16 protein-coding genes are annotated in these 18,397 nt (G+C 69.5%); 14 read left to right on the top strand and 2 right to left on the bottom strand.

Annotated elements, in window-relative coordinates:
* Nucleotides 1-3 precede the first annotated feature (3 nt).
* Nucleotides 4-1,233, bottom strand: coding sequence for a DUF349 domain-containing protein (locus tag K7G59_RS21920; protein ID WP_225836770.1), 1,230 nt, complete (start codon nt 1,231-1,233; stop codon nt 4-6).
* A gap of 142 nt (nt 1,234-1,375) precedes the next feature.
* Nucleotides 1,376-2,209: a peptidylprolyl isomerase gene (locus K7G59_RS21915; RefSeq protein ID WP_225836769.1), complete on the bottom strand. Its 834-nt coding sequence runs from the start codon at nt 2,207-2,209 to the stop codon at nt 1,376-1,378.
* Between the two features lie 186 nt (nt 2,210-2,395).
* Between K7G59_RS21915 and K7G59_RS21910 the strand changes: the two genes are divergently transcribed.
* The 14 genes from K7G59_RS21910 to aroB all read left to right on the top strand — a co-directional run bounded on the left by K7G59_RS21910 (nt 2,396) and on the right by aroB (nt 18,319).
* Complete coding sequence (locus tag K7G59_RS21910) at nt 2,396-3,106, top strand: MBL fold metallo-hydrolase (protein WP_225836767.1); 711 nt, start codon at nt 2,396-2,398, stop codon at nt 3,104-3,106.
* 12 nt (nt 3,107-3,118) lie between these two features.
* Complete coding sequence (hisS, locus tag K7G59_RS21905) at nt 3,119-4,381, top strand: histidine--tRNA ligase (RefSeq protein WP_225836765.1); 1,263 nt, start codon at nt 3,119-3,121, stop codon at nt 4,379-4,381.
* A gap of 153 nt (nt 4,382-4,534) precedes the next feature.
* Nucleotides 4,535-5,191, top strand: coding sequence for a vitamin K epoxide reductase family protein (locus tag K7G59_RS21900; RefSeq protein WP_225836764.1), 657 nt, complete (start codon nt 4,535-4,537; stop codon nt 5,189-5,191).
* A gap of 44 nt (nt 5,192-5,235) precedes the next feature.
* A complete protein-coding gene (locus K7G59_RS21895) occupies nt 5,236-6,591 on the top strand; it encodes a replication-associated recombination protein A (protein WP_225836762.1) in 1,356 nt (451 codons plus the stop codon).
* Nucleotides 6,592-6,894: 303 nt separating this feature from the next.
* Nucleotides 6,895-7,509 carry a 30S ribosomal protein S4 gene (gene rpsD, locus K7G59_RS21890; RefSeq protein ID WP_225836760.1) on the top strand — a complete coding sequence of 205 codons (615 nt, stop codon included), beginning with the start codon at nt 6,895-6,897 and terminating at the stop codon, nt 7,507-7,509.
* A gap of 396 nt (nt 7,510-7,905) precedes the next feature.
* Nucleotides 7,906-8,352: a DUF948 domain-containing protein gene (locus K7G59_RS21885; RefSeq protein ID WP_225836759.1), complete on the top strand. Its 447-nt coding sequence runs from the start codon at nt 7,906-7,908 to the stop codon at nt 8,350-8,352.
* Between the two features lie 9 nt (nt 8,353-8,361).
* Entirely contained in the window at nt 8,362-8,706 is a 345-nt protein-coding gene (locus tag K7G59_RS21880) for a hypothetical protein (protein WP_225836757.1), read from the top strand.
* Nucleotides 8,706-11,378: an alanine--tRNA ligase gene (alaS, locus tag K7G59_RS21875; RefSeq protein WP_225836755.1), complete on the top strand. Its 2,673-nt coding sequence runs from the start codon at nt 8,706-8,708 to the stop codon at nt 11,376-11,378. The genes K7G59_RS21880 and alaS overlap by 1 nt, the downstream gene beginning before the upstream one ends.
* A gap of 27 nt (nt 11,379-11,405) precedes the next feature.
* Nucleotides 11,406-11,870: a Holliday junction resolvase RuvX gene (gene ruvX, locus K7G59_RS21870; RefSeq protein ID WP_225836754.1), complete on the top strand. Its 465-nt coding sequence runs from the start codon at nt 11,406-11,408 to the stop codon at nt 11,868-11,870.
* Nucleotides 11,871-11,991: 121 nt separating this feature from the next.
* Nucleotides 11,992-13,713 (top strand): endolytic transglycosylase MltG, encoded by a 1,722-nt coding sequence (gene mltG / locus K7G59_RS21865; RefSeq protein WP_225836752.1) that lies wholly within the window; start codon nt 11,992-11,994, stop codon nt 13,711-13,713.
* Between the two features lie 800 nt (nt 13,714-14,513).
* Nucleotides 14,514-15,353: a shikimate dehydrogenase gene (locus K7G59_RS21860; RefSeq protein ID WP_225836751.1), complete on the top strand. Its 840-nt coding sequence runs from the start codon at nt 14,514-14,516 to the stop codon at nt 15,351-15,353.
* A gap of 178 nt (nt 15,354-15,531) precedes the next feature.
* Nucleotides 15,532-16,716 carry a chorismate synthase gene (gene aroC / locus K7G59_RS21855; protein ID WP_225836749.1) on the top strand — a complete coding sequence of 395 codons (1,185 nt, stop codon included), beginning with the start codon at nt 15,532-15,534 and terminating at the stop codon, nt 16,714-16,716.
* Nucleotides 16,717-16,748: 32 nt separating this feature from the next.
* The gene (locus K7G59_RS21850; RefSeq protein WP_225836804.1) at nt 16,749-17,231 is read left to right on the top strand and encodes a shikimate kinase; all 483 of its coding nucleotides are present in this window, start codon (nt 16,749-16,751) and stop codon (nt 17,229-17,231) included.
* Nucleotides 17,228-18,319: a 3-dehydroquinate synthase gene (aroB, locus tag K7G59_RS21845; protein WP_225836747.1), complete on the top strand. Its 1,092-nt coding sequence runs from the start codon at nt 17,228-17,230 to the stop codon at nt 18,317-18,319. Before K7G59_RS21850 ends, aroB begins: the two co-directional genes overlap by 4 nt.
* The last annotated feature ends 78 nt before the right edge of the window (nt 18,320-18,397 follow it).

Below are 18,397 nucleotides of genomic sequence, written 5' to 3'. Positions count from 1 at the left end.
GGATCAGCCGCCGAACTCCTGCAGGCCTTTCAGAGCCTGGTCCAGGAGCGCCTGACGGCCCTCCAGCTCCTTCTCCAGCTTGTCGGCCTTGGCGTTGTTGCCCTGGCCGCGCGCCTGCTCGATCTGCGCCTTCAGCTTGTCCACCGCGGCCTGCAGCTGACCGGTCAGACCCTCGGCACGCGCGCGTGCCTCCGGGTTGGTGCGGCGCCACTCGGCCTCCTCGGCCTCCTGGATGGCCCGCTCCACCGTGTGCATCCGGCCCTCGACCTTGGGACGCGCGTCCCGCGGCACGTGGCCGATGGCCTCCCAGCGCTCGTTGATCGAGCGGAAGGCGGCCCGCGCGGCCTTCAGGTCCTCGATGGGCAGGAGCTTCTCGGCCTCCTCGGCCAGCTCCTCCTTCAGCTTGAGGTTCTCCGACTGCTCCGCGTCCCGCTCGGCGAAGACCGAACTGCGGGCGGCGAAGAACACGTCCTGGGCGCCGCGGAAGCGGTTCCACAGGTCGTCCTCGTGCTCGCGCTGGGCGCGGCCGGCGGCCTTCCACTCCGACATCAGCTCGCGGTAGCGGGCCGCCGTCGGACCCCAGTCCGTCGAACCGGACAGCGCCTCCGCCTCGGCGACCAGCCGCTCCTTGGCCTTGCGGGCGTCCTCGCGCTGCGCGTCGAGCTGCGCGAAGTGCGCCTTGCGGCGCTTGGAGAACGCCGACCTGGCGTGCGAGAAGCGGTGCCACAGCTCGTCGTCGGACTTGCGGTCCAGCCGCGGCAGCCCCTTCCAGGTGTCCACGAGGGCACGCAGCCGCTCACCGGCGGCCCGCCACTGGTCGGACTGCGCCAGCTGCTCGGCCTCGGTGACCAGATCCTCCTTGGCCTTGCGGGCCTCGTCGGACTGCTTGGCCCGCTGCTGCTTGCGCTCCTCGCGCCGGGACTCGACGGTCGCCACCAGCTTGTCCAGACGGCTGCGCAGCGCGTCCAGGTCGCCGACCGCGTGGTGCGCGTCCACCTGCTCGCGCAGGTGGCCGATCGCGGTCTGGGCGTCCTTCGCGGACAGGTCGGTGGTCTTCACTCGCTTCTCGAGGAGGCCGATCTCGACAACCAGGCCCTCGTACTTGCGCTCGAAGTAGGCAAGCGCCTCCTCGGGGGAGCCGGCCTGCCAGGAACCGACGACCTTCTCGCCGTCGGCCGTACGCACGTACACGGTCCCCGTCTCGTCGACGCGGCCCCACGGGTCGCTGCTCACAGCGCCTCCTCCACATGATGCCTGCGGGGGGCCTCAGCACCCCCGGGCATCGTCCACAGTTTCGTCACGGCCAACATAGGCGACCAGCGGGTTGCCTGTCCGCATCCAGCGCGACCGAATTCCGCTGCCCGCGTCCTGGACGTCAGGATTTGGTGACCGTCGCCTTGTTGATCACCACGGTCGCGTTCGGGGCGGTGTTGCCCGTGGTCGCGTCGGCCGGCTGGGTGCCCGCCTTCGCGATCTTGTCCAGGACCTTCATGCCCGCCGCGTCGACCGTGCCGAACGGTGTGTAACTCGGCGGCAGCGGGCTGTCCTTGTACACGAGGAAGAACTGGCTGCCGCCGGTGTGCTTCTGGCCCGTGTTGGCCATCGCCACCGTGCCCGCCGGGTACTTGTTGCCCTTCAGGCTGGCGTCCTTCAGGTTCTCGTCCGGGATGGTGTAGCCCGGCCCGCCCATGCCCGTGCCCTGCGGGTCGCCGCACTGCAGCACGAAGATGCCCTCGGCGGTGAGCCGGTGGCACTTGGTGTGGTCGAAGAAGCCCTTGCCCGCCAGGAAGGCGAAGGAGTTCACGGTGTGCGGAGCCGCCGCCGTCTTCAGCGCGATGCCGATGTCACCGCACGTCGTCGAGAGCTTCATCGCGTACTTCGCCGACGTGTCGATCGTCATCGCCGGCTCCTTCTTCCAGCTCAGCTTCTTCACCGAGCCGGCCGCCGGCTTCGCGCACGGGTCCGGAGCCTTGCTGGTCGGGGCGGCGCTCGGCGTGGCCTCGGCGCTCGCGTTCGACTTCTTGTCGTCGTCGTTCTTCAGCACCCCGGTCGTGTACAGCGCCACGCTGCCGATCACGACCACGCCGAGCACCGACGCGATCACGGAGTTGCGCATGCGCGCCTTGCGCCGCGCCTGGGTGCGACGCTGCTGCTGCCGCAAGAACTTCTCCCGGGCGAGCTGACGCCGCCGCTGCTCCTGGCTGACCACCGGGTTCTCTCCTATGCGAGTCGTGTGTCGATGTGTTTCGAGCGGTACGCGTGCGTCTTGTGAGCCGATCGCTGCGTGTAGCCCCGTACCGTATATGGGTTCGCTGTGGAAACGGCAGCGCCGGTAGGCTCTGACTGCACCTGCAGCCGCCTGTACGCCTGTGAATCGACACACCGAAGGACGATCGTGCTCATTGCCGGGTTCCCCGCCGGGGCCTGGGGGACGAACTGTTATCTCGTCGCCCCCGCCCCTGGTGAGGAGTGCGTGATCATCGACCCCGGCCACCAGGCCGCCCAAGGCGTCGAGGAAGCACTCGCGAAGCATCGGCTCAAGCCCGTCGCCGTCGTCCTCACCCATGGCCACATCGACCATGTGGCCTCGGTCGTCCCCGTGTGCGGCGCGCACGACGTGCCTGCCTGGATCCACCCCGAGGACCGGTACATGATGAGCGACCCCGCGAAGGCGTTCGGCCGGTCCATCGGCATGCCGCTGATGGGCGAGCTGACCGTGGGGGAGCCGGACGACGTCAGGGAGCTGACCGACGGCGCCGTGCTTCCGCTGGCCGGGCTGGAGTTCTCCGTCGCCCACGCACCGGGCCATACCAAGGGGTCGGTGACCTTCCGGATGCCCGAGACCGCCGACATCCCGTCGGTGTTCTTCTCCGGGGATCTGCTGTTCGCCGGCTCCATCGGACGCACCGATCTGCCCGGTGGCTCCATGGAGGACATCCTCGACTCGCTGGCCCGCGTGTGCCTGCCGCTCGACGACTCCACCGTGGTGCTGTCCGGACACGGTCCCCAGACGACCATCGGCCAGGAGCGCGCCACCAACCCGTATCTGCGGCAGGTGGCCGCCGGCCTGGGAGCGGACGTCGACGCTCCCCGACGAGGAATGTGACGAAAGACTTCCGTGAGCACCTTCAAGGCCCCCAAGGGCACCTACGACCTGATCCCGCCGGACTCCGCCAAGTACCTGGCGGTCCGCGAGGCGATCGCCGCCCCGCTGCGCAACTCCGGCTACGGCTACATCGAGACCCCTGGCTTCGAGAACGTCGAACTGTTCGCACGCGGTGTCGGTGAGTCCACCGACATCGTGACGAAGGAGATGTACGCCTTCGAGACGAAGGGCGGCGACAGGCTGGCCCTGCGTCCGGAGGGCACCGCCTCCGTGCTGCGCGCCGCGCTGGAGGCCAACCTGCACAAGAGCGGCAACCTCCCGGTCAAGCTCTGGTACTCCGGCTCGTACTACCGCTACGAGCGCCCCCAGAAGGGCCGCTACAGGCACTTCTCCCAGGTGGGCGCCGAGGCGATCGGCGCGGAGGACCCGGCTCTCGACGCCGAGCTGATCATCCTGGCCGACCAGGCGTACCGCTCCCTGGGCCTGAGCGATTTCCGCATCCTGCTGAACTCGCTGGGCGACAAGGAGTGCCGTCCGGTGTACCGGGCCGCGCTCCAGGACTTCCTGCGCGGGCTCGACCTGGACGAGGACACCCGCCGCCGGGTCGACATCAACCCGCTGCGCGTCCTGGACGACAAGCGCGAGTCGGTCCAGAAGCAGCTGACGGGCGCGCCGCTGCTGCGGGACTACCTGTGCGACGGCTGCAAGACGTACCACGAGGAGGTCCGCGAGCTGATCACCACGGCGGGCGTCGCCTTCCAGGACGACCCGAAGCTGGTGCGCGGCCTCGACTACTACACCCGCACCACCTTCGAGTTCGTGCACGACGGCCTGGGCTCCCAGTCCGCGGTGGGCGGAGGCGGTCGCTACGACGGCCTCTCCGAGATGATCGGCGGCCCCGCGCTGCCGTCCGTCGGCTGGGCCCTCGGTGTCGACCGCACGGTGCTCGCCCTGGAGGCGGAGGGCGTCGAGCTCGACATCCCGTCCGCCACCAGCGTCTACGCCGTCCCGCTCGGCGAGGAGGCCCGCCGGGTCCTGTTCGCCAAGGTCACCGAGCTGCGCAAGCAGGGCGTCGCGGCGGACTTCTCGTACGGCGGGAAGGGGCTGAAGGGTGCCATGAAGAACGCCAACCGCAGCGGCGCGCGGTACGCGATCGTCGCCGGCGAACGCGACCTCGCCGAGGGCGTCGTCCAGCTCAAGGACCTGGAGTCCGGCGAGCAGACGGCGGTCGGCGTGCACGAGATCGTGGCGGAACTGGAGTCGCGGCTCGGCTAGCCCGGTCCGGGCGGTACAGCAGAGGGCGCCGGGGAAAACCCCCGGCGCCCTTCTCTTTCGAGGTACTTATGCGCAGCGAACGGTGGACGCACAGGTCCGTGCGGCACAATGAGCGTCCTGCCCGAAGATGGTCCAACTGACGGAATCGGCAAGATGAGCAAGACCTCAGTCAAAGACGTCTCCACGGAGCCCGGTCCCGAGCACACCCCCGGCGCGTCCCGTGCGGTGGGCGGCAGCCGCGCGTTCGCCCTGCTGCTGGTGATCGCCGGCGCGGCCGGACTGCTCGCCTCCTGGGTCATCACGATCGACAAGTTCAAGATCCTGGAAGCGAAGGTCGCGGGCAAGACCTACACCCCCGGCTGCAGCCTCAACCCGGTCGTCTCCTGCGGCAGCGTCATGGAGAGCAAGCAGGCCGCCGCCTTCGGCTTCCCCAACCCGATGCTCGGCCTGGTCGCCTACGGCATCGTCATCTGCGTCGGTGTGAGCCTGCTGACCCGCGCCCGCTTCCCGCGCTGGTACTGGCTGACCTTCAACCTCGGCACCCTCTTCGGCGTCGCCTTCTGCACCTGGCTGCAGTTCCAGTCCCTGTACCGGATCAACGCGCTGTGTCTGTGGTGCTCGCTGGCCTGGGTCGCCACGATCACCATGTTCTGGTACGTCACCTCGTTCAACATCCGCAACGACCTGCTGCCGGTCCCGCGCGGGCTGAAGTCCTTCTTCGGCGAGTTCACCTGGGTGCTGCCGGTCCTGCACACCGGCATCATCGGCATGCTCATCCTGACCCGCTGGTGGGACTTCTGGACCAGCTGACAGCCCGGACCACACTGTCAGCGGGGTGACATAGGGTTTCCGGTGTGGAACCCGACCTGTTCACCGCCGCAGCAGAGGAACGCCAGGAGAAGGACCCGGCAGCCAGCCCCCTGGCGGTCCGTATGCGCCCGCGCACTCTCGACGAGGTGGTGGGCCAGCAACACCTGCTCAAGCCGGGGTCCCCGCTGCGCAGACTGGTCGGCGAGGGCAACGGCGGCCCGGCGGGACCGTCCTCGGTGATCCTGTGGGGGCCGCCCGGCACCGGCAAGACGACGCTCGCCTATGTCGTCTCCAAGGCCACCGACAAGCGGTTCGTGGAGCTGTCCGCGATCACCGCCGGCGTCAAGGAGGTCCGCGCGGTCATCGACGGCGCCCGCCGCGCCGCCGGCGGCTTCGGCAAGGAGACCGTTCTCTTCCTGGACGAGATCCACCGCTTCAGCAAGGCCCAGCAGGACTCCCTGCTCCCCGCCGTCGAGAACCGCTGGGTGACCCTGATCGCGGCCACCACGGAGAACCCGTATTTCTCGGTGATCTCCCCGCTGCTCTCCCGCTCCCTCCTGCTCACTCTCGAACCCCTCACCGACGACGACCTCCGGGGCCTGCTGAGGCGGGCCCTCACGGACGAACGCGGCCTGAAGAACGCCGTCACCCTCCCCGAGGACACCGAGGAGCACCTGCTGCGCATCGCCGGCGGCGACGCCCGCCGTGCCCTGACCGCCCTGGAGGCCGCCGCCGGCGCCGCCCTCGATCAGGGCGAGACCGGGATCAGTCTCCGGACCCTGGAGCAGACCGTCGACCGGGCCGCGGTGAAGTACGACCGCGACGGCGACCAGCACTACGACGTCGCCAGCGCCCTCATCAAGTCGATCCGGGGTTCGGACGTGGACGCGGCGCTGCACTACCTGGCCCGGATGATCGAGGCCGGCGAGGACCCCCGGTTCATCGCCCGCCGCCTGATGATCTCCGCCAGCGAGGACATCGGTCTCGCCGACCCCAGCGCCCTGCCCATCGCGGTCGCAGCGGCCCAGGCCGTCGCCATGATCGGCTTCCCCGAGGCCGCCCTCACCCTCAGCCACGCCACCATCGCCCTGGCGCTCGCTCCGAAGTCCAACTCCGCGACCACCGCGATCGGCGCCGCCCTGGAGGACGTGCGCAAGGGGCTGGCCGGCCCGGTGCCGCCGCACCTGCGCGACGGGCACTACAAGGGCGCGGCCAAGCTCGGCCATGCCCAGGGCTATGTGTACCCGCACGACCTGCCCGAGGGCATCGCCCAGCAGCAGTACGCCCCGGACGCGCTGAAGGACCGCACCTACTACACCCCGACCCGGCACGGGGCCGAGGCCAGATACGCCGACGCGGTCGAATGGACCCGCAAGCACCTCGGTCGAAACCGGTCGTGACCACCCTGTAGACTGCTGTGAAGTGCTGAGTCCTGTGCTGTCAGAGCAGGACAGCCGGCCGGAGATCCGGTCCTTCACGGATCGACTCCAGGAGCGTCGCGCACCGTCGAACGGTGTCGCGGGCAGCCCACCACCACCCGGGTCCCCGGAGAGGTCGGTGGGCCACTCGCGTGCTGCACGTATGTGCCCAGACCAGGGAAGCGGCTGCCCGACAGGTCCCCTGCGGACCCGACGGGTTTTCCCGGCTGCGGATGCGACCTCCGTAACCCTGACGAGCCGAAACTACGAAAGAGACGAAAGACAGTGGCGAATCAGTCCCGCCCCAAGGTCAAGAAGTCGCGTGCCCTCGGCATCGCGCTGACCCCGAAGGCCGTCAAGTACTTCGAGGCCCGTCCGTACCCGCCGGGTGAGCACGGCCGTGGCCGCAAGCAGACCTCCGACTACAAGGTCCGTCTGCTGGAGAAGCAGCGTCTGCGCGCGCAGTACGACATCTCCGAGCGCCAGCTGGTCCGCGCCTACGAGCGTGCCTCCAAGGTGCAGGGCAAGACCGGCGAGGCCCTGATCGTCGAGCTGGAGCGTCGCCTTGACGCGCTGGTCCTGCGTTCGGGCATCGCTCGCACGATCTACCAGGCCCGCCAGATGGTCGTCCACGGCCACATCCAGGTCAACGGCCAGAAGGTCGACAAGCCGTCCTTCCGCGTCCGCCCGGACGACGTCGTGCAGGTCCGCGACCGTTCCAAGGACAAGACGCTCTTCACGATCGCCCGTGAGGGTGGCTTCGCCGCCGACGGTGAGACCCCCCGCTACCTGCAGGTGAACCTCAAGGCCCTGGCGTTCCGCCTGGACCGCGAGCCGAACCGCAAGGAGATCCCGGTGATCTGCGACGAGCAGCTCGTCGTCGAGTACTACGCCCGCTGATCCCAGCCCCGGCGCAGCACCTCAGCCCGCCGTCTCCCCACCCTTCCGGGTGGGCGAGGCGGCGGGTTCGCGTTTCCCGGTCCGGGCCTGCCCCTCCCGCAGCCCGCCCGCGGCGCGAGGACGTGCGCCAGAGCGTCCCGTTCCGTCGGGCGTCCGACGAGAAAGGTCAGTTCGAGGGGCGGACCGGTGCCCGCGGAGGGACCGCGGCGCCGAGGACCTCACCTGCGGGCACGGTACGTGCTGAACCATGTTCATTCCGTACAATCGCTTCTCGTAACTCCCCCTCCCGCGCACCGGAATCCGGTATGGAGCGTCAGTCCCGGCGCGATAGGCTCGGTGCACTGCTTTTTTCACGGTTCCGATGTCAGAGCACGTTTCAGGGAGCGGGTGCGCACAGTGTCCGGTGGAGAGGTGGCCGGGATCCTGGTAGCCGTCTTCTGGGCGATCCTGGTTTCCTTCCTCGCCGTCGCACTGGCGAGGCTGGCCCAGACGCTCAAGGCGACCACCAAGCTCGTGGCGGACGTGACCGAGCAGGCCGTCCCGCTGCTGGCCGACGCCTCCGCGACCGTGCGGTCCGCGCAGACCCAGATCGACCGGGTCGACGCGATCGCCTCCGACGTCCAGGAGGTCACGTCGAACGCCTCCGCGCTGTCGACCACCGTCGCCTCCACCTTCGGCGGCCCGCTGGTCAAGGTCGCCGCCTTCGGCTACGGCGTGCGGCGGGCCCTGGGCGGCCGCAAGGAGGACGTGCCCGCGCGGACGCCGAGGCGTACCGTGATCGTGGGCCGGACCGTCCCGGCCGCCCGGCGGGACAAGAGAAACCTCCGCGGGAAGAGGGACTGAGACCGAGCGATGTTCCGCCGTACGTTCTGGTTCACCACGGGTGTCGCCGCAGGTGTGTGGGCCACCACCAAGGTCAACCGCAAGCTGAAGCAGCTGACCCCGGAGAGCCTCGCCGCGACCGCGGCGAACAAGGCCCTGGAGACCGGTCAGCGCCTGAAGGACCGCGCGGTCGGCTTCGCGCTCGACGTCCGCGACAACATGGCCCAGCGGGAGGCCGAGCTCGAAGACGCCCTCGGTATCCACGAGAGCCCCGAACTCCCCGCGCCCCGGCGGTACACCGCCATCGAGAACCGCACCAGCCCGAAGTACATCGAAACCCCGACGTACTCGTACAACCGGAATGAGGACCACTGATGGAGTCGGCCGAGATTCGCCGCCGCTGGCTGAGCTTCTTCGAGGAGCGCGGGCACACCGTCGTGCCTTCGGCGTCGCTCATCGCGGACGACCCGACTCTGCTCCTCGTCCCCGCCGGCATGGTGCCCTTCAAGCCCTACTTCCTGGGCGAGGTCAAGCCGCCGTTCCCGCGCGCCACCAGCGTGCAGAAGTGCGTGCGCACACCCGACATCGAAGAGGTCGGCAAGACCACGCGCCACGGCACGTTCTTCCAGATGTGCGGCAACTTCTCCTTCGGCGACTACTTCAAGGAAGGCGCCATCAAGCTCGCCTGGGAGCTGCTCACCACGCCCCAGGACAAGGGCGGTTACGGCCTGGAGCCGGAGAAGCTCTGGATCACCGTCTACCAGGACGACGACGAGGCCGAGCAGATCTGGCACGAGGTCGTCGGCGTGCCCAAGGAACGCATCCAGCGCCTGGGCATGAAGGACAACTTCTGGTCCATGGGCGTCCCCGGCCCGTGCGGCCCCTGCTCCGAGATCAACTACGACCGCGGCCCGGAGTTCGGCGTCGAGGGCGGCCCCGCCGTCAACGACGAGCGGTACGTGGAGATCTGGAACCTCGTCTTCATGCAGTACGAGCGTGGCGAGGGCACCGGCAAGGACAACTTCGAGATCCTCGGGGACCTGCCGAGCAAGAACATCGACACGGGCCTCGGCCTGGAGCGGCTCGCCATGATTCTGCAGGGCGTGCAGAACATGTACGAGATCGACACCTCCATGGCCGTCATCGACAAGGCCACCGAGCTGACCGGCGTCCGCTACGGCGACGCCCACGCCTCGGACGTGTCCCTGCGTGTGGTCACCGACCACATGCGCACGGCCACCATGCTGATCGGCGACGGCGTGACGCCGGGCAACGAGGGCCGCGGCTATGTGCTGCGCCGCATCATGCGCCGTGCCATCCGCAACATGCGCCTGCTCGGCGCCACCGGCCCCGTCGTCAAGGACCTGATCGACGTCGTCATCGGCATGATGGGCCGGCAGTACCCCGAGCTGATCACGGACCGCGAGCGCATCGAGAAGGTCGCCCTCGCCGAGGAGGCCGCCTTCCTCAAGACGCTGAAGGCCGGCACCAACATCCTCGACACCGCCGTGACCGAGACCAAGGCCGCCGGCGGCACGGTCCTTGCCGGCGACAAGGCCTTCCTGCTCCACGACACCTGGGGCTTCCCGATCGACCTCACCCTGGAGATGGCCGCCGAACAGGGCCTTTCCGTGGACGAGGAGGGCTTCCGCCGCCTGATGAAGGAGCAGCGGGAGCGCGCCAAGGCCGACGCCCAGGCCAAGAAGACCGGCCACGCCGACATGGGCGCCTACCGCGAGATCGCCGACACCGCCGGCGAGACCGACTTCATCGGCTACAGCGACACCGAGGGCGAGTCCACCGTCGTCGGCATCCTGGTCGACGGCGTCTCCTCCCCGGCCGCCGCCGAGGGCGACGAGGTCGAGATCGTCCTCGACCGCACCCCGTTCTACGCCGAGGGCGGCGGCCAGATCGGAGACACCGGCCGGATCCGGATCGACTCCGGTGCCGTCATCGAGGTCCGTGACTGCCAGAAGCCGGTCCCGGGCGTGTACGTCCACAAGGGCGTCGTCCAGGTCGGCGAGGTGACGGTCGGTGCCAAGGCCCACGCCTCCATCGACGCCCACCGCCGCAAGGCCATCGCCCGCGCCCACTCGGCGACCCACCTGACCCACCAGGCCCTGCGTGACGCCCTCGGCCCGACGGCCGCCCAGGCCGGCTCCGAGAACCAGCCCGGCCGCTTCCGCTTCGACTTCGGCTCCCCGTCCGCCGTTCCGACGGCGGTGATGACCGACGTCGAGCAGAAGATCAACGAGGTGCTCGCCCGCGACCTCGACGTGCACGCCGAGATCATGGGCATCGACGACGCCAGGAAGCAGGGCGCCATCGCCGAGTTCGGCGAGAAGTACGGCGAGCGCGTGCGCGTCGTGACCATCGGCGACTTCTCCAAGGAGCTGTGCGGTGGCACGCACGTGCACAACACCGCCCAGCTGGGCCTGGTGAAGCTGCTCGGCGAGTCGTCCATCGGCTCGGGGGTGCGCCGTATCGAGGCCCTTGTAGGCGTCGACGCCTACAACTTCCTCGCCCGTGAGCACACGGTCGTCGCCCAGCTCCAGGAGCTGATCAAGGGCCGTCCGGAGGAGCTGCCGGAGAAGGTCTCCGCCATGCTCGGCAAGCTGAAGGACGCCGAGAAGGAGATCGAGAAGTTCCGCGCCGAGAAGGTGCTTCAGGCCGCCGCCGGTCTTGCCGAGTCCGCCAAGGACGTGCGCGGTGTGGCCGTCGTCACCGGACAGGTCCCGGACGGCACCACGCCGGACGACCTGCGCAAGCTGGTCCTCGACGTGCGCGGCCGGATCCAGGGTGGCCGGGCCGCCGTGGTCGCCCTCTTCACGGTGAACAACGGCAAGCCGCTGACGGTCATCGCCACCAACGAGCCCGCCCGCGAGCGTGGCCTGAAGGCCGGTGACCTGGTCCGTACCGCCGCCAAGACGCTCGGCGGCGGCGGTGGCGGCAAGCCCGACGTCGCCCAGGGCGGCGGCCAGAACCCCGCCGCTGTCGGCGAGGCCGTCGAGGCCGTCGAACGCCTGGTCGCCGAGACCGCCAAGTAGGACGCTGAGCAGGAAACGGCCGAGAAGATGCGCAGAGGACGTCGGCTCTCGATCGACGTCGGGGACGCCCGTATCGGGGTCGCCTCGTGCGACCCCGACGGGATCCTCGCCACCCCGGTGGAGACCGTCCCCGGCCGGGACGTCCCGGCCGCCCACCGCCGGCTGCGGCAACTGGTGGAGGAGTACGAACCGATCGAGGTCGTCGTCGGCCTCCCCCGCTCCCTCAAGGGGGGCGAGGGCCCGGCCGCCGTCAAGGTCCGGGCCTTCGCCCAGGAGCTGGCGAAGGGCATCACGCCGGTGCCGGTCCGCCTGGTGGACGAGCGGATGACGACCGTGACGGCAAGTCAGGGACTGCGCGCCTCGGGTGTCAGGTCCAAGAAGGGCCGGTCCGTCATCGACCAGGCCGCGGCCGTCATCATCCTTCAGCAAGCCCTCGAATCCGAACGGGTGTCAGGTAAACCACCCGGCGAGGACGTCGAAGTGGTCATCTGATCGCGATACGGTAACGTTCCGCGCGATGCGCCGGTGTTCGACAGCCGGGGCACAGCAAGAGGTGGAACGGAAGCGGGCCGACCGGCCGGTGACCGGTCGGCCTCGCGGCTCTAGGGGATCGATGACTGAGTATGGCCGGGGCCCAGGCTCCGAACCGTGGCATCCCGAGGACCCGTTGTACGGGGACGGCGGATGGGGAGGACGGCAGACCCACGTGGGTCAGCAGTCCGCCTACGGCGGCCAGCCGCAGCAGTACCCGCAGCAGCCGCAGTACGGCGACTGGTCCCAGGAGCAGCAGGCGGGGTACGGCGGGCAGCAGTACCCGTACTACGACGGACAGGACCGGCCGCAGTACGACCAGCAGTTCCCCGGTCAGACCCAGCAGCAGTACCAGCAGTACCAGGACGGCCAGTACCAGGGCGGCTGGGACGCGACCGGCACCCACGGCCAGGTGCCGTACGCCGCCGACCCCGGTGACCCGTACGGCCAGAGTCCGACGGCCTACGGCGGGGAGCAGCCCGACTTCTACGGCACCGACGACGCCTACCCACCGCCCATGCCGCCCGGCCGCAGGCGCCCGGAGCCGCAGCCGGGCCCGGACCCCGACCCGGAGACCGGCTGGGACCCGGGGGAGGACCAGGGCGAGCACGCCTTCTTCAATGGCGGCGAGGACGACGGGGACGACGAGGACGAGGACGAGTCCGAGAGCCGCCGCGGCCGGGGCGACCGGCGCGGCAAGGGCCGGAAACCGGTCAAGAGCAAGAAGCGCCGTACCGGCTGCGCCTGCATGGTGGTCGTCCTGGTGTTCGGGGGCGGCCTGGGCGGAGTCGGGTATTTCGGCTACAAGTTCTACCAAAATCGTTTCGGCCCGGCCCCGGACTACGCGGGCAGTGGCAACGGCGAGACGGTGGTGGTCGAGATCCCGAAGGGCGCGGGCGGGTACGTCATCGGCCAGAAGCTGAAGGAGGCCGGCGTCGTCGAAAGCGTCGACGCGTTCGTCTCCGCCCAGCAGGCCAACCCCGACGGCAAGTCGCTCCAGGACGGCGTTTACACGCTGCAGAAGCACATGTCGGCGGCCAGCGCGGTGGAACTGATGCTCAGCCCGAAGAGCCGCAGCAACCTGATCATCGCCGAGGGCACGCGCAACGTGGCGGTCTACGCCATGATCGACAAGCGCCTCAAGGTGCCGGCGGGCACCACGGCGAAGGTTGCCAAGGACGGCTACAAGTCCCTGGGCTTGCCTGCTTGGGCGCTGAACCACCCCAATCTGCATGACCCGCTGGAAGGGTTCCTCTTCCCCTCCAGCTATGCGGTGACCAAGGGCCAGAAGCCCCAGGCCGTCCTGAAGTCGATGGTCGACCGGGCCAAGGAGAAGTACGCGGAGCTCGGCCTGGAGAAGAGGGCCCAGAGCCTGGGGCTCGACGGCCCCTGGCAGCTGCTCACCGTGGCGAGCCTGGTGCAGGCCGAAGGCAGGAGCCACGAGGACTTCGAGAAGATGGCCGAAGTGGTCTACAACCGCCTCAAGCCTGGGAACCCCGAGACCTACGGCGCGCTGGAGTTTGACTCCACGTACAACTATGTGAAGAACCAGAGCAAGCTCGACCTGACCATCGCTGAGGTACGCAAGTACAACAACCCGTACAACACGTACCACGACAAGGGATTGCCGCCCGGTCCCATCGACAACCCTGGCGAAGAAGCCATCCAGGGAGCGCTCAACCCGACGCACGACGGGTGGTACTACTTCATCTCGATGGACGGCACGACGACCAGGTTCACCAAGACGTACGCGGACCACGAAAAGCTGGTCGAGGAGTGGACGGCGTCGAGGAACAAAAACTGATGACACGGCCCGACTCACGAAGGTCGAATGCGGCCTGGACGTTGCGACTGATGAGTCGTGGGCGATGATCGAGCCGTTGTTGGCTCCGCCGCGGATGGGACGCCCGGTGCGGGGCCGCTGGCAGGTGGTCAACGGTGTTCTAAGTGGTCGGGGTCATAAGGTCCTCGGGGGTTGCCCGGGGGCTGCCGGTGGGCAGCAGGAAGTCCTCGACACCGCTGGGACGGCCGCCCAGAACCGCGCCCGTGAGCGCACGCCTGTCTGTGCGAGCTCGTAGAGGTGTGTTAATCTTGAAATGGTGATCGCTGCCTGCGGGGGGTCATCTTTTTTGTTTTATGGATGAAGGAGAAGCGTGAAAATCTCTCGACTTGGATCCATTGCGGCTATGGGTGCAGCGCTCGTCGGTTTTGCGGTAGCGCCGGCCCACGCTGACGGAATTATCCATTCTTCGGAGGGCGGAGCGCTCGTCGGTTGGGCATCCTACGGTGATCGCGACGATGTCTGCGACGAAAAGGCAGACGGTCATTCCGCGGTTGGCAGGATTTGGGTCGACGGTTACGGATGGCAGGGGTATGACTGGAACCCCAACGGGTCTGGCACATGCGTGAGCACTAATCGTACCTGGATACCGGAAGGGAGAAAGGTCGTCATCGAAGCCTGCATTGGCGAATACGGTAGCGCAGACGTGTTTACAAGCACGTGTGTCAGCAGGACCGACTACGCCTAACGGTGGGCTGGCCTGAAGGTGTGGCGTCGGGTGCGAGTACGTGCACGGGGTTTCGAGAAGCTCAAGGACAAGTTCAATGCCAGCTCGGGCAACTGACGCCCGCCGGGCCGCCGTGCTCGGTTCGCCCATCGCCCACTCCCTCTCCCCGGTGCTGCACCGGGCCGCGTACGACGCCCTCGGGCTCACCGACTGGTCGTACGACCGCTTCGAGGTCGACGAGGCCGCGCTGCCCGGCTTCCTCGAGAAGCTCGGGGCCGAGTGGGCGGGGCTGTCGCTGACCATGCCGCTGAAGCGGGCGGTCATCCCGCTGCTGGACGGGATCAGCGACACGGCCGCCGCTGTGGACGCCGTCAACACGGTCGTCTTCACCGAGGACGGGCGCCGGCTCGGCGACAACACCGACATCCCGGGCATGGTGGCCGCCCTGCGGGAGCACGGCATCGAACAGGTCGGCTCCGCCGCGATCCTCGGCGCCGGCGCCACCGCCTCCTCCGCGCTCGCCGCGCTCGCCCGGATCTGCACCGGCGAGGTCGTCGCCTACGTCCGCAGCGAGGCCCGCGCCGCCGAGATGCGGCAGTGGGGCGAACGGCTGGACGTCGATGTCCGCACCGCCGACTGGACGGACGCCGCCGAGGCCCTGCGCGCCCCGCTGGTGATCGCCACCACGCCCGCCGGCACCACGGACGCCCTCGCCGCCGCCGTACCGGAGCGTCCGGCCACCCTCTTCGACGTCCTCTACGACCCCTGGCCGACCGAGCTGGCGGCCCGCTGGTCCATGGTCGGCGGCGCCGTGGTCAGTGGCCTCGACCTGCTGGTCCACCAGGCCGTGCTGCAGGTCGAACAGATGACGGGCCGCTCCCCGGCCCCCCTGGAGGCCATGCGGCACGCCGGTGAGCAGGCGCTCGCGGCACGCTGAACCGCGCCCGGTTTTTCCGCCGCTCCGTCCCGTCTGCTGGACCGGGCACCGGTTCCTGCCCGCGGACGTGGGAGGATCGGAGATGGCGGGCCGGGGTCGCGCATCCGGTCGCGCCGTCGCCGTACGCGAAGACACGCGTACGCAGGGCAGTACCGGGCGCGAACACTGAGGAGCTTCGTTGAGCAGGCTGCGTTGGCTGACCGCGGGGGAGTCTCATGGCCCCGCACTCGTCGCGACGCTGGAGGGCCTTCCCGCCGGCGTGCCGATCACCACGGAGATGGTGGCGGACCACCTGGCTCGGCGGCGCCTCGGGTACGGCCGTGGCGCGCGGATGAAGTTCGAGCGTGACGAGGTCACCTTCCTGGGCGGTGTCCGGCACGGGCTGACCCTCGGTTCCCCGGTCGCGATCATGGTGGGCAACACCGAGTGGCCCAAGTGGGAGCAGGTGATGTCGGCCGATCCGGTCGACCCCGAGATCCTGGCGGGCCTCGCCCGCAACGCGCCGCTGACCCGCCCCCGGCCCGGCCACGCCGACCTCGCCGGTATGCAGAAGTACGGCTTCGACGAGGCCCGGCCGATCCTGGAGCGTGCCTCCGCCCGCGAGACCGCTGCCCGGGTGGCCCTCGGCGCGGTCGCCCGGTCGTACCTGAAGGAGACGGCCGGTATCGAGATCGTCTCGCACGTCGTCGAGCTGTGCTCCGTGAAGGCCCCGCAGGGCGTGTACCCCACGCCGGCCGACGTCGAGAAGCTGGACGCCGACCCGCTGCGCTGCCTGGACGCCGACACCTCGAAGGCGATGGTCGCGGAGGTCGACCAGGCCCACAAGGACGGTGACACGCTCGGCGGCGTGGTCGAGGTGCTGGCGTACGGGGTTCCGGTGGGGCTCGGCTCGCACGTGCACTGGGACCGCAAGCTGGACGCCCGTCTCGCCGGTGCTGTGATGGGCATCCAGGCGATCAAGGGCGTCGAGATCGGCGACGGCTTCGAGCTGGCCCGGACGCCCGGTTCCAAGGCGCACGACGAGATCGTGAACACGCCCGAGGGCATCCGGCGCGTCTCCGGCCGGGCCGGTGGCACCGAGGGCGGCCTGAGCACCGGCGAGCTGCTGCGGGTGCGGGCCGCGATGAAGCCGATCGCGACCGTGCCGCGCGCCCTGAAGACCGTGGATGTCACCACCGGCGAGGCGGCCCAGGCCCACCACCAGCGTTCCGACGTCTCCGCCGTGCCGGCCGCGGGCATCGTCGCGGAGGCGATGGTGGCGCTCGTCCTGGCCGACGCGGTCGCGGAGAAGTTCGGCGGCGACTCCGTCACGGAGACCCGCCGCAACGTCCGGTCGTACCTCGACAACCTCCACATCCGGTGAGCGCCGTGCCTGCGGTCGTACTCGTCGGACCGATGGGCGTGGGCAAGTCCACCGTTGGCCGACTGCTGGCCGAGCGGCTCGGGGTCGGCTACCGCGACACCGACGACGACATCGTGGCCGACGAGGGGCGCACCATCGCCGACATCTTCGTGGAGGACGGCGAGCCCGCCTTCCGTGTGATCGAGAAGCGGGCCGTGCACACCGCGCTCGCCGAGCACGAGGGCGTCCTCGCGCTCGGCGGCGGGGCGGTCCTCGACGCGGACACGCGTGCACTTCTCACCGGGCACCGTGTGGTCTACCTCTCCATGGACGTCGAGGAGGCCGTCAGGCGCACCGGCCTCAACGTGGCCCGGCCGCTGCTCGCGGTCAACCCGCGCAAGCAGTGGCGCGAGCTGATGGAGGCCCGGCGGCACCTGTACGAGGAGGTGGCGACCGCCGTCGTGGCGACGGACGGCCGTACCCCTGAAGAGGTCACCCAAGCAGCGCTGGACGCACTGGAGTTGAAGGAAGCATGAGCGAGGCAGTCACCCGGATCCAGGTCGCCGGCACCGCGGGCACCGACCCCTACGAGGTGCTGGTCGGCCGGCAGCTCCTGGGCGAGCTGGGCGGGTTGATCGGCCAGAAGGCCAAGCGCGTGGCCGTGGTCCACCCGGAGGCGCTCGCCGAGACCGGTGACGCGCTGCGCGCCGACCTGGCCGGGCAGGGCTACGAGGCGATCGCCATCCAGGTGCCGAACGCCGAGGAGGCCAAGACCGCCGAGGTCGCCGCCTACTGCTGGAAGGCGCTCGGTCAGTCCGGCTTCACCCGCACCGACGTCATCGTCGGCGTCGGTGGCGGCGCGACGACGGACCTGGCCGGTTTCGTCGCCGCGACCTGGCTGCGCGGGGTGCGCTGGATCGCCGTCCCCACCACCGTGCTGGCCATGGTGGACGCGGCGGTCGGCGGCAAGACCGGCATCAACACCGCCGAGGGCAAGAACCTCGTCGGCGCCTTCCACCCGCCGGCCGGCGTGCTGTGCGACCTGGCCGCGCTGGACTCCCTGCCGGTCAACGACTACGTCTCCGGGCTCGCGGAGATCATCAAGGCCGGCTTCATCGCCGACCCGGCGATCCTCGACCTCATCGAGGCCGACCCCGAGGCCGCCCGGACCCCGGCGGGCCCGCACACGGCCGAGCTGATCGAACGCTCGATCCGTGTGAAGGCCGAGGTCGTCTCGTCGGACCTCAAGGAGTCGGGGCTGCGGGAGATCCTCAACTACGGCCACACGCTCGGTCACGCCATCGAGAAGAACGAGCGCTACAAGTGGCGGCACGGCGCCGCGGTGGCGGTCGGCATGCACTTCGCCGCCGAACTCGGCCGCCTGGCGGGCCGGTTGGACGACGCGACGGCGGACAGGCACCGGACGATCCTCGAATCGGTCGGCCTGCCGCTGAGCTACCGCTACGACCAGTGGCCCAAGTTGCTGGAGACGATGAAGGTCGACAAGAAGTCCCGCGGTGACCTGCTGCGCTTCATCGTCCTCGACGGGCTGGCCAAGCCGACCGTCCTGGAGGGCCCGGACCCCGCCGTCCTGCTCGCCGCATACGGAGAAGTGGGCCAGTAGGTCCGCCGCCGCTCCGTTCGCCGCGACGTCCTCCGCCCGGTCGTCGTCCACTCCGAATCCCTTTGCGGAACGGGCACT

The sequence above is a fragment of the Streptomyces sp. NK08204 genome (genome assembly GCF_020400585.1).
Taxonomy (GTDB): Bacteria; Actinomycetota; Actinomycetes; order Streptomycetales; family Streptomycetaceae; genus Streptomyces.
The sequence above is the reverse complement of the archived record's forward strand: the minus strand, read 5'-3'. Positions and strand labels throughout refer to the sequence as shown.